The organism is Burkholderia sp. MSMB1588, assembly GCF_001546925.1.
GTDB lineage: Bacteria > Pseudomonadota > Gammaproteobacteria > Burkholderiales > Burkholderiaceae > Burkholderia > Burkholderia humptydooensis.
This window is the reverse complement of sequence record NZ_CM003770.1, coordinates 2,200,157-2,212,861: the sequence shown is the minus strand read 5'-3', so window position 1 is coordinate 2,212,861 and position 12,705 is coordinate 2,200,157. Positions and strand designations below refer to the sequence as shown.

Below are 12,705 nucleotides of genomic sequence, written 5' to 3'. Positions count from 1 at the left end.
GGTTGCTATCGGGGTCGTATCATTGGCAGGCGAAGGATTCTAGCGTATTTGGCGGATTCGCCTGCCGGGCGTCGCCTTCGAGCTCGAAATGCGCGAGGCGATCCGACGACAGATCGACACCGTTCACACTTCAGGCGCACGAGCAAATAAAAGAGGGTGGTCATGGATCGTTGGCGCGCCAGCGGTACGCGGGCGAGTCCGTGTCGGCGAAGACGCCGCCCGATCGCCATGACTTCCACGAGCGCGGCAGATCGACGACGAGCACGCGCCATTTCGCCAGCACGGCGGCGAACGCGCCTTTCGCTTTTGAGTGTCGGATCTTGTCTACAACGTTCCAACCACGAACGTACTGGCGAAACCTTCTCTGGCTGGACAGGCAGTGCGGAGCATGAACGCCGACCCAAGCGAGAATTTCGGTGGGCGTCACGTCGGGAGCGGATACGTCCGGCTCGATCGTCGACTCCACGGGAATTTCGCTGATAAGTTGTTGTGCGGCCGCTTGGGCTGCGTCTATCTCGACTTGGCGCAGGCGTAGTATTTCGACGCGATGCCACGGGATCGGCGAGCGGCCGGCCAAGTAGTTCCGGACGCTACGCGTACAGCAACGAAGCGCTTCGGCAATTTGGCGGATGGAGAGGCCGTCTGTAAGCGCGAGAAAGTCGGAGACCGTCCCATGACGGGGCGCGGTGGGATTCATTATGTGGACTGCGTGGGATTCTGTAACGATTTGTAAATATGTTTACAAATTCGTGAATCAACCTGACAGGTCCGACAGGTTCAGCTAGCGATCCAATTTGACATAAGGTAAATTATCGAATTTTTCTCTCTCTCATTGATATGGCCCTGTTTTGAGGCGACGCTTCGGACAATCAAGACAGCTTTCCTCCCTGCACAAGCTTGCCCGGCAACAGCGTAGCAACCGCAAGATTTCTTCCTTCGACACGCCTGCCATGAGCAGGCGTTTTTTATGGGTCTCGATCTGCCGATAGACCCGTCGCCGTTGAGCATCCTGGACTCCGCGTCGCGTATTTCTGATCATCCAGTAAAGATTTCGGATGTCCCGCACGACGCTCGTCAACTCACGTTCAGTAAGCCGCGGTCGCTCCAAAAGCTCAATCTGCTCCATCTAGCCCTCATAAGGTATTTGTCCGATTTATCGGCAAATGCCCCCATGAGTTAAGCGGTCGACGGCTAATTATGTGAAATCCGCCCACCGCAGCATCTCTTTCAAAATCCCTACATTTTTCGGTGGCGAACGTAAGCTAGCAGCCCGCCACCGCCCCATACAATCAGGCCAGCAATCAGGAAGCTAACAGCAAGTAGCAAAGTTACGATAACGTTGGCGTCGCCCTCAACCCCATACGACCCGAACAAGTCGAATACCGGTCGCAGCGCGTGCCAAACGGGCTCACTTCCTACCCATCGCGCGAGCGAATCGATACGCGACAGCGCCAAGCACACAGGCACCGTCAGAACGACAGCAAGCAGGATTCGTAGCAAATATCGCTTCATCGCACGTCCACCGTTCCGTAATACTTGATTGACGTACCCGGTATGAGCTGAGTCGACTGTTTCAACAGAAACTTTCGCAGGCGATCGAACTGAAGCTGCGTTGTGACGGTTATGCACCCCTCACTTTCGCCCCACCTCGTTCACGCTGTCGCGCGAACGCCGCCCGCGTATGCGCGCCGCAGGACGGGCGAGCCAACGACATTCCCCGGCAACAAACAAAACCGTGGTTGGTCGATGATGCGAGGACTTTCACAAGCATGTCGGAGCTGAGACAACGGAATCACGTCCCGCCGCCCCGCCCGCACCCGCCACGCTACGCAGTCTCCCCCGGCCACCACGGCTCCGGCGCGGGCCGGATCAGGTAGTCGTCGAGGTTCTTGCCGATCAGCCATTTCGGGCACGCGCCGCGGCCCGTCCACGATTTGCCTGTCGACGGATCGTAATATTTTGCCGGCAGCTTCTTCGGCTTGTCCTTCACGAAGCCCGCCGCCCTCAGCAATTCGACTTCCGTAATGTCGAACTGTTTCACCTGTTCGCGAATGGCGGCCAGCGCCTCGGCCTTTTCCTTTTTCTTCGCCTCCTCAAGGAGCAGATTGAGGTGGCCGAGCTGCTTCTGCAGCGTATGAATTTTGCTGGTTGTCACGTGATATATGTCTTCAATCGGTGCGTTGCCCGCTCTCCGGCGGGCACGCGGATGTCTGTCGCTGTTGCTGAGCCTGCTCGGGCTTGGACGGTTGCGCGCGCGGCTTCGCCGGGCGACGTCCTTTCAGCATTCGCGCGCGCTTCGCGTCGGCGGCCGATACCCGCCCTGCTTCGCCGCCCGCCAGATCGACTCGCACGGCGCCTTCGGCGAGGCACGTCCAGTACCGGTTCCCCTGGCACCAGATCCGCAGTGCGTCCCGCAATTCGGCTTCTGTTAGCCGAAGCGCGTTCGCCTGCCCGATCAGATCCTCGAGAATGCCGACCTTGAGCGGCACCTTCGGCGCGGGATTGCGCGGGAACGCCTGCGGAAACCGCTTCTGGAGTTTCGCGATCGTCAATATCACAGGATCCGTCGAGCTCGGCGAAGCCGCCGGCTTGGCGTCCCGCTTCTGCGGTTTCTTCGCCGCCCGCTTCTGCGCGGCGTCTCTCGCCAGTTGATCGCGCAACGACGCAAGTTGCTCAAAGCCCATAACTTCCAGCTCACTGAAAAATAAGCCGAGATTGTAGCAGCCGATGGCCGCGCGTTTTTGCAATCGTATCGAAGGCGCGCGCGCCGGTGTCGGCGATCGTTTTCGACGAAAGCATCCGGCGGCGCAGCGGCGTCCGAATCACAGAATCACCGGAACGCTTGACGTTGCCGGATGCCCCCAAGGCGTCGATCGTCGCGATCTCGAGGCCGTGCGGCGATGTAATCGCGACGAAATGGCTATCATCGCTCCCGTTGCTCCCTTCCCGCGCGATGCTCGCGGCCACTCTTACATTTCGAAAACGATATGACAAGCCCCCCCGAACGCGTCGACGCCGCCGCGCGGCACCTGGTTGCGGCCCGCCGCGCCGGCGTCGCCGGCCCGCTTCTGCCCGGCGCGTGCCGGCCCGGCGACATCGAGACCGCGCTCGCGATCCAGCAACGCGTCGCCGAACAGCTCGGCGAGCCGGTCGGCGGATGGAAATGCGCGCTCCCGCCGCCGGGACGGATCGTCGTCGCGCCGATCCTCGCGTCGACGATCCGTGCGGCGGGCGGCCCGTTCCCGGTCGTCGCCGATGCGCGGACCGTGCGGATCGAGCCGGAAATCGCCTTCGTGCTCGATCGCGACTTGCCGCCGCGCGCGCGGCCGTACGACGAGGACGAAGTGCGCGCCGCAATCCGCGAAGTCCGACTCGTACTGGAGGTGCTCGGTTGCCGCTACGCGGCGCCGTCGCGCGCCACCATGCCGGAGCTGCTCGCGGACAATCAGTTCAATCAGGGGCTGTGTGCCGGCCCGGTCGTGAGCGACGGCTTGCGCGCGACGCTCGACACGATCGCGCTCGACTTTCGCGGCGGCGTGAACCGGACGTTCGACGGCCGGCACCCGGACGGGCATCCGCTCGCGCCGTTGCTCTGGCTCGTGAATTTCCTCGCGGCGCGCGGCGAACCGGTTCGCGTCGGACAGATCGTGACGACCGGTTCGTATGCGGGCGCGATCGATGCGCCGCTCGGCCAGGCGTTGACGGTGCGGTTCGGCGCGCTCGGCAGCCTCGCGGTGGAACTGATCGCCTGAGCGGCGAGCGAAGCGGGAGAGCCGCGCATTCGGTGGGCGCGCAGGCCGGCGGTTCGTCCGTCGGCGTGTGGGCCTGGCGTGTGGGCCTGGCGTGGCCCGAAGCGCGAAGGCATCACGCAGTGAGGCCTCCGGCCCGTCATCCGCCCCCGAAAACGCGCAAAAAAAGACAGCCTGCGCGCACGCCGTGGCCGGCTCGACATCAGATCAAGGCAAAATACAGGTTTTGCGCCCGTCGGGCTCAGATACGAGATGCCGGAACAGGACGCCCGATGCCCCGCTCGTCGCTCGTCCTGCGTCCGGCAGGATAGCCCGCCTGGAAGGCGGGCCCAATGGAGCTTGATCCCATGACCGAACCGAACATTTCATTCGCCGGCAGGCTGTCGCTCGCCTTCGGCCTGTTTTTCTCCGTGCTCGGAGACCGCGAACTCGCGAGCCGCGCCCGCCGCCTGCGCGACGGCGCAGCCCCCGCCGCGCAAGCGGCCCCTGTCGCGCCGCCCCAACCCGCCGCGGCGCCCGCGCCCGAGGTCATCAAGGAAGCGACGCCGGACACGGCGCTCCAGTTGCTCGGCCTCCTTCAGCGCGACGCGCGCCTCGTCGATTTCGTCGAAGAGGACATCGCCGGCTACTCCGACGCGGACATCGGCGCCGCCGCGCGCATCGTGCACGACGGCTGCCGCGCGACGCTGCGCGAGCATTTCACGATCCGCCCGGTGCGCGACGAGGCCGAAGGCGCGCGCGTGACGATCGGCGAGGGCTTCGATGCGGCCGCGATCCGCCTGACGGGCAACGTCGTCGGCAAGCCGCCGTTCAGCGGCCACATCAGCCATCGCGGCTGGCGCGTCGACGCCGTCCGGCTGCCGAAGCTGAACCCGGGCCACGACGCGTCGATCATCGCGGCGGCCGAGGTGGAGCTATGAGCGAGCCGCGTTATTCGATCGGCATCGATCTGGGCACCACGCACTGCGCGCTGTCGTACGTGGATCTCGCGGCGAGCGACGGCGAGAAGACCCGTCTCGACGTGCTGCCCATCGCGCAATTGACCGCGCCGGGCGCGATCGAAGCGCCGAATCTGCTGCCGTCCTTTCTGTACCTGCCGCATCCGAGCGAGCTTGCGCCCGGCGACCTCGCGCTGCCGTGGGCGGCCGAGCGCGACTTCGCGGTCGGCGAGCTCGCGCGCAGCCGCGGCGCGGGCACGCCGATTCGCCTCGTGTCGAGCGCGAAGAGCTGGCTGTGCCATCCGGGCGTCGATCGCCGCGCCGGCATCCTGCCGGGCGACGCGCCGCCGGAAGTCGCGCGCGTGTCGCCGCTCGACAGCTCGGCGCGCTACCTGACCCACCTGCGCGACGCGTGGAACCATGCGCATCCGGACGCGCCGTTCGATCAGCAGGACGTCACCGTCACGATTCCGGCGTCGTTCGATCCGGCCGCGCGCGAGCTGACGGCCGAAGCCGCGCAGGCGGCCGGCTACGCGCGCATGACGCTGCTCGAGGAGCCGCAGGCGGCGCTCTATAGCTGGATCGAGAAAAGCGGCGGCGCGTGGCGCAAGGAAGTCAAGGTCGGCGACATCATCCTCGTCGTCGACGTCGGCGGCGGCACGACCGATCTGTCGCTGATCGCGGTCGTCGAGCGCGACGGCAACCTCGAGCTGCATCGCGTCGCGGTCGGCGAGCACATCCTGCTCGGCGGCGACAACATGGATCTCGCGCTCGCGCACATCGTCGCGCGCAAGCTCGCCGCGCAAGGCACGCAGGCCGATCCGTGGCAGTTGCGCGCGCTCACCTACGCGTGCCGCGGCGCGAAGGAAGCGCTGCTCGGCGATCCGTCGATGGATGCGGTGCCGCTCGTCGTGCCGAGCCGCGGCTCGAAGCTGATCGGCGGCTCGATCCGCACCGAGTTGACGCGCGCCGAGCTGACCCAGACGATCCTCGAAGGCTTCTTCCCGCCGGTCGACGCATCGGCGCGGCCCGTGAGCCGCACGCGCGCGGGCCTGACGCAGCTCGGCCTGCCGTATGCGCAGGACGCCGGCATCACGCGCCATCTCGCGGCGTTCCTGGGCCGGCAGGTCGCGGCGCTCGCGGAGCTCGAGGGGCTGCGGCACGCGCATGACGCGTCGGCGAGCTTCCTGCATCCGACCGCGGTGCTGTTCAACGGCGGCGTGTTCAAGTCGCCGCTGCTCGTCGAGCGCCTTCTCGATACGCTCAACGGCTGGCTCGCGGCCGAGGGCGCGGCGAGCGCGCGCCTGCTCGGCGGCGCCGATCTCGATCTCGCGGTCGCGCGCGGCGCGGCTTACTACGGCTACGTGAAGCGCGGCCGCGGCGTGCGCATTCGCGGCGGCACGGCGCGCGCGTACTACATCGCGGTCGAATCGGCGATGCCGGCCGTGCCCGGCCTCGAGCCGCCGATCCAGGCGCTGTGCGTCGCGCCGTTCGGCATGGAGGAAGGCACCGACGCCGCGCTGCCGCCGCAGGAATTCGGCCTCGTGGTCGGCGAGCCGGTGCACTTCCGCTTCTTCGGTTCGTCGGTGCGCCGCCAGGATCAGGTCGGCGCGCTGCTCGACTTCTGGTCGCCCGACGAGCTGCAGGAGCTCGACGCGATCGAGGCGACGCTGCCGACCGAAGGGCGCACGCCGGGCGAGATCGTGCCCGTGAAGCTGCATGCGCGCGTGACGGAGGCCGGCACGCTCGAGCTCGAAGCTGTGCAAGGCGGCACGAACGAGCGCTGGAAGGTGGAGTTCGACGTGCGCGGCGGCGCGAATGCGTAACCGATGAAACGATTCATCGTCGGCATCGATCTCGGGACGAGCAATACCGTCGTTGCATACGTCGAGGCGGGCGGCGACGCGATCCGCGTGTTCGACGTCGATCAGCTCGTCGCGCCGGGCGAAGTAGGCGCGCGGCCGCTGCTGCCGTCGGCGCGCTATCACCCGGCGCCGGGTGAATTCGCGCCCGGCGAGCTGCAACTGCCGTGGCGCGACGCCGAAGCGGGCGAAGCAGCCGAAGCGGCGGGCGCCGGCGCCGCGCCGCCGGCGGTGATCGGCACGCTCGCGCGCGCGCTCGGCGCGCAGGTGCCGGGCCGGCTCGTGACGAGCGCGAAAAGCTGGCTGTCGCACGCGTCGGTCGATCGCCTCGCGCCGATCCTGCCGTGGGGCGCGGCCGACGATGGCGGCAAGGTGTCGCCCGTCGCGGCGAGCGCGAGCTATCTCGCGCACGTGCGCGCCGCGTGGAACCGCCGCTTCCCGGACGCGCCGCTCGAGCAGCAGGACGTCGTGCTGACCGTGCCCGCGTCGTTCGACGACGGCGCGCGTTCGCTCACGCTCGAAGCCGCGCGGCTCGCGAAGCTGCCCGCGCTGCGCCTGCTCGAGGAGCCGCAGGCCGCGTTCTACGACTGGCTGTTCCATCATCGCGGCACGCTGCGCGAAGAGCTGGCGCACACGCGGCTCGTGCTCGTGTGCGACGTCGGCGGCGGCACGACCGACCTCACGCTGATCAAGGTGCACGGCGAGGACGTCGGGAGCGTCGGAGACGGCGAGCCGCAGTTGACGCGCATCGGCGTGGGCGACCACCTGATGCTCGGCGGCGACAACATGGATCTCGCGCTCGCGCGCGTCGCCGAGGCGCGGCTCGCGCAGGAAGGCGGTGCGCGTCTGTCGGCGGCGAGCCTGTCGCAGCTCGTCGAGCGGTGCCGCGGCGCGAAGGAGCGTTTGCTCGACGCGAACCCGCCCGATGCGGTGGGCGTCACGCTGCTCGGCTCCGGCGCGCGGCTCGTCGGCGGCGCGCGCAAGACCGAGCTGAGCCGCGCGGAGGTCGAGCAAATCGTCGTCGACGGTTTCTTTCCGGCGGGCGGCCCGGACGAGCTGCCGCGCCGCTCGCGCTCGGCGCTCGTCGAGTTCGGCCTGCCCTACGCCGCCGATCCGGCCGTCACGCGGCACGTCGCGGCGTTCCTGCACCGGCTCGCCGCGCAGTCGCGCGACGCGCTCGGCGCGGCGCTCGCGGCGGATCAGGCGTTGCCGGTGCCCGACACGCTGTTGCTCAACGGCGGCGTGTTTCGCTCGCAGGCGCTCGCCGAGCGCGTCGCGGGCGTGCTCGGCGACTGGCGCGGGCAGCCGCTGCACGTGCTGCGCAACGATCATCCGGACGTCGCGGTCGCGCGCGGCGCGGTCGCGTATGGGCTCGCGCGCGCCGGACGGGCGCCGAGGATCGGCGGCGGCTCGCCGCGCAGCTATTTTCTCGTCGTCGACGACGGCGCGCATGCGTCGCGCGGCGTCTGCGTGCTGCCGCGCGGCACGGCCGAGGGGCTAGACGTGCATCTCGACGATCGCGTGTTCGCGCTGCGGCTCGGGCATCCGGTGCGCTTCCATCTGGCGTCGACCGTCGCCGACCATGTGTGGCGCGCGGGCGAGCTCGCGGATCTTGGCGCGGGCGGCTTCGTCCGGCTGCCGCCCGTCGCGACGGTCGTCCGGCAGCAGGACGCGGGCGGCGCGCGCGAGCGGCTCGTCAAGCTGACGACGTCGCTCACCGAGGTCGGCACGCTCGATATGCGCTGCATCGCGACGGACGACCCGTCGCAGCGCTGGCAGCTCGAATTCCAGTTGCGCCGCGAGCACGCGCAAGGCGACGGCGACGCGGCCGGCGCGTCGCGCCATCCGTCGCTCGACAAGGCGATCGAGCTGATCGAGCGCTCATTCGGCGCGCGGCTCGCGAACGTCGACCCGAAGGAGGTCCGGCGTCTGCGCACGCAGCTCGAGCAACTGCTCGGCCCGCGTGACGCATGGGACATCGCCCTGCTGCGCGAGCTGTTCGGCGCGTTGTGGGAGCGCGCCGGCCGGCGGCGGCGCTCGGCGGATCACGAGCGCGTCTGGCTGAACCTGGCCGGCTATTGCGTGCGGCCCGGCTTCGGCTATCCGCTCGACGACTGGCGCGTCGCGCAACTCTGGACGCTGTTCGACGACGGCATCCAGTACGTGAGCGACGCGCGGGTGTGGTCCGAATGGTGGACGCTGTGGCGGCGGGCGGCGGGCGGGCTCGACGACGGCGCGCAGCAGCAGGCGCTCGACGCGATGACGTGGCTGCAGGAAGCCGCGAGCGCGAAGCGGCCGAAGCTGCCGTTCGACGCCGCGAAGATCGGCGACATGGACATGGTGCGCCTGTCCGCGTCGCTCGAGCGCGTGTCCGCCGAGCGCAAGATCGAGCTCGGGGAACGGCTGCTCGCGCGGCTGCACAAGCCGACGGAGAATCACCAGGGCTGGTGGGCGATCGGGCGCATCGGCGCGCGGCGGCCGCTGTACGGCAGCGCGCACGGCGTCGTGCCGCCCGACGTCGCGGGACGCTGGCTGGATGCGATTCTCGCCGTCGACTGGAAGAAGGTCGAGCCGGCCGCGTTTGCGGCCGCGCAGATTGCACGGATGACGGGCGACCGGTCGAGCGACGTGGCGGCCGACGTGCGCGAGAAGGTCGTGCGCCGGCTCGCGGCGACGAACGCGCCGCAGGCGTGGACCCGGATGGTGAGCGAGGTCGTCGCGCTCGACGACGCGGACACCGGCCGCGCGTTCGGCGAATCGCTGCCGGCCGGGCTGAAGCTGGTCGCCGGCTGACCGCGGCGGCGCGGATCGGCGCCCGCCAAGCGACGACGAGCGCCTCGCCTCGGCCGGCGGCAGCATGTGAAAGCGTATTCCCGTGCCGGCACGCGGCGCGCATGTCCGGCCGCGAATCGCGACGCGGCTGACGCCCCCGGCCGCGTTACTCACCAATGCAGCCGCAGCCCTTCGACATCGCACGCCGACACGTGCGTGCCGAAGCGCCGGCTTTCGCGTTCCAGCACCGCGTGCAGCCAGGCTTTGCCGTCGGCGGGCGCGCGGCGCAGCCGCAGGTTCCGGATCTGCATCGGCGCCGCCGAAAGCTCGACGAGCGCGCCGCTGTCCGCATCGAGCACCGGAAAATACATCAGCGCGAGATCCGGCCGGAACGGCTGATGGCCGTGGATGCCTTCGTAGTCGTTCAGGCAGTCGCCGCAGCCGTACAGGATCAGCCGCTCCCGGTAGATCTCGATGCCTTTGATGTGGTGCGACGAATGGCCGTGGACGATGTCGGCCGCACCGGTGTCGATGAGCCGATGCGCGAACGTGTGCTCGTCGTCGCTGATCTCGAATCCCCAGTTGCCGCCCCAATGGAGCGAAACGACGACGAGATCGCCTTCGCGCCGCTGCGCGGCGATCCGCTCGCCGATCTGCGTCGCCCGCTCCGACGACAGATTCGCCAGATAGTTGAGGCCGCTGCGCTGCGCCGTCGCCGCCCATGACGGCGGCACGCCGCTCGTCTCGGCCGCATACGCATACACGCAAACGCGATGCCCGCGCGCGACGCCGAGCGTGGCGGGCTGCGCCGCGTGCGCGTCGTTGTCGCCCGCGCCGGCGGTCCGGATGCCGGCCTGATGCAGCGTGTCGAGCGTATCGGCGAGACCCGCGCGCCCCCAGTCGAGCGAATGGTTGTTCGCGAGCACGCAGCAATCGATCCGCGCGCACGACACGCAGCCGATGTTGCGCGGATGCATCCGGTACAGGACAGGCTTGTCCGGCCAGTGATCGTCGCTCGTCGTGATTGCGGTCTCCAGATTGACGATCCGCACGTGCGGCCGCACGCGATTGAGTTCCGCGAGCGCGTCGCCCCACGGGTACGCGCAGTCGACGCGCTCGGGCAGCTCGCCGTTCGCGAGCTCGGCGAGGCGCACGTAGTCGCGGGCCGAACGGCAATAGCGCTCGTACAGCCGGGGGGCGCCTGGATGAGGCAGGATCTGGTCGATTCCGCGGCCGGTCATCACGTCGCCGCAGAGAAACAGGCGCACGCTGGTATCGCGCGGCGCATCATCGGTTTCGTCCATTGCATCGCCGCGCGCGCCCGTCAGGCGCGCGCGCCTCCCATGAAGCTGTCCTGTGCGCGGCGTCCGGCAGCGCAGGCCGCCGCCCTGCGCGCGCATCGACACGTTTCAAGCATGATGCACCGAATCGGGCAATCGTTGATCACGATCAGTTTCGGACGTGTCCGCCCGCCGTGCGCGCGGGCGGCACGGACGTCACGCGTTGCCGCGCCCCGCCCTCGGCGCTTGCGCGCAGGCGGATTCACGGGCGCAAGTCGTCGCCGCTCTCCTCCTCGCGCTCCAGAATCTCGAACACGCGCGCGGCCCGCCCGTGCGGTTCGCGATCGAGCCGGAACAGCAGGCGTTCGTCAGACCTGAACCACGTGTAGGCGTCGAGCACTTCGGCGCTCGTCGGCTCGATTTCGAGGATTTTCGCGATGACGTCGTCCTCGATCGGCCCGACGATGTCACGGATCTCGGTCGCGGTGGCGGGGTGCGATGCGGAATTGAGCTTCATGGACATGGCTTGTCTATATGAACGCGTCCCGTTTGCAACAGTTTTCGTGTGTTTTAACGGACAGGATGGGCTGCAGCTCTATATCCGGCCTTGTTGCAGCCGGTCCTGCCGCTGCGGGCCCCTATGAAATACGCTGACTCGCACCTCATTCTCCTGGCGAGCTTTCGGAGCTCTTCAAGCCATTCAGGTTTAGCGAGTCCCGGTCCTACCTGATTTGTCATCACACTCGATTGCTGCGCAACCTTTCGACGTTCACCCTGTGTTAAGCGTTGATCTTTCTACTCTTGCGTGAGCCACTCAAGCTGGCTTCACGCTCACGTAGTCCTTCCGGTACGGCCGGTCATGAGCGAGCACCGCCCAGATCGTCCGCGCCATCTTGTTGGCCAGCGCCACGATCACCACATTCGCTGGCCGCCGTTTCTTCATCTGCTCGACCCACGGGCCAGGCTCCTTCGCATGACTCAACACGCTTCGCGCGCCGTGAATCAGCAGTGTTCGTAGATAAGATAGGTGTCGCCGCGCCGGCTGATCCCGTGCAGGTTCACCTTGCCGCCCGAGCCGGTCTGCTTCGGTACCAGGCCGGCCCACGCCGCAAACTCGCGCCCCGAACTGAATGCCTTCGGATCGCCCATCATCGCCACCGCCGCTGTTGCCGTCAGCAGCCCCACGCCGGGAATCTCGCTGATCGCCGCAACCGCTTCATCCTCCTTCTTCCATTCACGCATCCGGCGTTCGATCTCGGCGATCTGCCCGTCCAGCCTCGCCAACCCGCTCCACTGCTCCCGCAACGTATCGATCAGCGCCGCCGGCAGGCGCTCCGCGAGCCGGTCAAGTGCCGCCGGGATGGCCTTGTCCAGTTTCGCTCGCCCCCGGCTCATCACCTCGCCGTATTCCGTCAGTAACCCGCGCAGTCCGTTGCTCTGCATCGTGCGGAACTTCACCAACTGCTCGCGCATCCGGTGCAGCGCCAGCATCGCCTGCTGCATTTCCGTCTTCATCGCCACCGGCTTGCCCGGCTGCTGCACCGCCAGCCAGATCGCCCGCGCGTCCGCCGCATCATTCTTGTTGCGGATGTTGAATGCCTTCACGAACTCCGCTGGCATCAGCCTGACCTCATGACCCAGCCGCGTCAGTTCCCGCGCCCAGTGGTGTGCGCCGCCGCACGCCTCCATCCCAATCAGGCACCGCGCACGGTTCGCGAAGTGCTCCAGAAACTTCGCCCGCTTGATCGGCTTGTTGACGATCTCTCCGCTGCCCTGAGCGACGTAATGCACCTGGAACACGTTCTTGGCGATATCTACGCCCACTGCCATACTGTTCATCGTGGATCCTCCGGTTGCCGGGAAATGCGTGCATTTTCCACTTGGGCACTTCGATGCCGTTGGCCCGTGAGGATCCACCCACTTCCTCTGCTCTCACGGTTTCGGGTGGGACGCGTTCATTTCAATTCTCCCGATCCGGTTGAGGTCGATGGCTTCACATCGCGTCGACGCGATGCACACCCCCGATACAGACGAGCGGCACGCGCCGCGCGGTCCCGGGTGCACGAGCCCGGCGGTCGCCGCACGCCGGCTGCGCGGACAGCCC

The 12,705-nt window shown here is 67.8% G+C and carries 10 protein-coding genes and 1 pseudogene; 4 read left to right on the top strand and 7 right to left on the bottom strand.

Annotated features, from left to right (window positions below; translation table 11 throughout):
- Window positions 1-160 precede the first annotated feature (160 nt).
- The 4 genes from WS92_RS35675 to WS92_RS08905 all read right to left on the bottom strand — a co-directional run bounded on the left by WS92_RS35675 (window position 161) and on the right by WS92_RS08905 (window position 2,967).
- Window positions 161-697 carry an IS21 family transposase gene (locus WS92_RS35675; RefSeq protein WP_171845200.1) on the bottom strand — a complete coding sequence of 179 codons (537 nt, stop codon included), beginning with the start codon at window positions 695-697 and terminating at the stop codon, window positions 161-163.
- Window positions 698-1,825: 1,128 nt separating this feature from the next.
- A complete protein-coding gene (locus tag WS92_RS08915) occupies window positions 1,826-2,155 on the bottom strand; it encodes an H-NS histone family protein (protein ID WP_015602801.1) in 330 nt (109 codons plus the stop codon).
- 13 nt (window positions 2,156-2,168) lie between these two features.
- Complete coding sequence (locus WS92_RS08910; RefSeq protein WP_059934554.1) at window positions 2,169-2,684, bottom strand: ProQ/FinO family protein; 516 nt, start codon at window positions 2,682-2,684, stop codon at window positions 2,169-2,171.
- Window positions 2,685-2,694: 10 nt separating this feature from the next.
- The gene (locus tag WS92_RS08905; protein ID WP_059934555.1) at window positions 2,695-2,967 is read right to left on the bottom strand and encodes a hypothetical protein; all 273 of its coding nucleotides are present in this window, start codon (window positions 2,965-2,967) and stop codon (window positions 2,695-2,697) included.
- A 20-nt stretch (window positions 2,968-2,987) separates the two neighbouring features.
- Here WS92_RS08905 and WS92_RS08900 point away from each other — a divergent pair, with 20 nt between their 5' ends.
- From WS92_RS08900 to WS92_RS08885, 4 genes are all read left to right on the top strand, one after another.
- On the top strand, window positions 2,988-3,752 hold the full coding sequence (locus WS92_RS08900) for a 2-keto-4-pentenoate hydratase (RefSeq protein WP_059934556.1): 765 nt from the start codon (window positions 2,988-2,990) through the stop codon (window positions 3,750-3,752).
- A gap of 344 nt (window positions 3,753-4,096) precedes the next feature.
- Window positions 4,097-4,669, top strand: coding sequence for a DUF2760 domain-containing protein (locus WS92_RS08895; RefSeq protein ID WP_059934557.1), 573 nt, complete (start codon window positions 4,097-4,099; stop codon window positions 4,667-4,669).
- The gene (locus WS92_RS08890) at window positions 4,666-6,513 is read left to right on the top strand and encodes an Hsp70 family protein (RefSeq protein ID WP_059934558.1); all 1,848 of its coding nucleotides are present in this window, start codon (window positions 4,666-4,668) and stop codon (window positions 6,511-6,513) included. Before WS92_RS08895 ends, WS92_RS08890 begins: the two co-directional genes overlap by 4 nt.
- 3 nt (window positions 6,514-6,516) lie before the next feature.
- Complete coding sequence (locus tag WS92_RS08885) at window positions 6,517-9,342, top strand: Hsp70 family protein (protein WP_059934559.1); 2,826 nt, start codon at window positions 6,517-6,519, stop codon at window positions 9,340-9,342.
- A 149-nt stretch (window positions 9,343-9,491) separates the two neighbouring features.
- On the opposite strand, the gene WS92_RS08880 is transcribed toward WS92_RS08885, so the two are convergent.
- From WS92_RS08880 to WS92_RS08870, 3 genes and pseudogenes are all read right to left on the bottom strand, one after another.
- Window positions 9,492-10,721 carry a CapA family protein gene (locus WS92_RS08880; protein WP_171845199.1) on the bottom strand — a complete coding sequence of 410 codons (1,230 nt, stop codon included), beginning with the start codon at window positions 10,719-10,721 and terminating at the stop codon, window positions 9,492-9,494.
- A 142-nt stretch (window positions 10,722-10,863) separates the two neighbouring features.
- Complete coding sequence (locus tag WS92_RS08875; RefSeq protein ID WP_075645094.1) at window positions 10,864-11,124, bottom strand: hypothetical protein; 261 nt, start codon at window positions 11,122-11,124, stop codon at window positions 10,864-10,866.
- 291 nt (window positions 11,125-11,415) lie between these two features.
- Window positions 11,416-12,440 (bottom strand): annotated as a pseudogene (locus tag WS92_RS08870) (IS110 family transposase).
- Window positions 12,441-12,705: the final 265 nt, after the last annotated feature.

Coding starts and splice junctions, on each gene's coding strand:
- WS92_RS08910 (WP_059934554.1), bottom strand. CDS start 2,684: ATGGGCTTTGAGCAACTTGCGTCGTTGCGCGATCAACTGGCGAGAGAC.
- WS92_RS08900 (WP_059934556.1), top strand. CDS start 2,988: ATGACAAGCCCCCCCGAACGCGTCGACGCCGCCGCGCGGCACCTGGTT.
- WS92_RS35675 (WP_171845200.1), bottom strand. CDS start 697: ATGAATCCCACCGCGCCCCGTCATGGGACGGTCTCCGACTTTCTCGCG.
- WS92_RS08880 (WP_171845199.1), bottom strand. CDS start 10,721: ATGCGCGCGCAGGGCGGCGGCCTGCGCTGCCGGACGCCGCGCACAGGA.
- WS92_RS08875 (WP_075645094.1), bottom strand. CDS start 11,124: ATGTCCATGAAGCTCAATTCCGCATCGCACCCCGCCACCGCGACCGAG.
- WS92_RS08895 (WP_059934557.1), top strand. CDS start 4,097: ATGACCGAACCGAACATTTCATTCGCCGGCAGGCTGTCGCTCGCCTTC.
- WS92_RS08890 (WP_059934558.1), top strand. CDS start 4,666: ATGAGCGAGCCGCGTTATTCGATCGGCATCGATCTGGGCACCACGCAC.
- WS92_RS08885 (WP_059934559.1), top strand. CDS start 6,517: ATGAAACGATTCATCGTCGGCATCGATCTCGGGACGAGCAATACCGTC.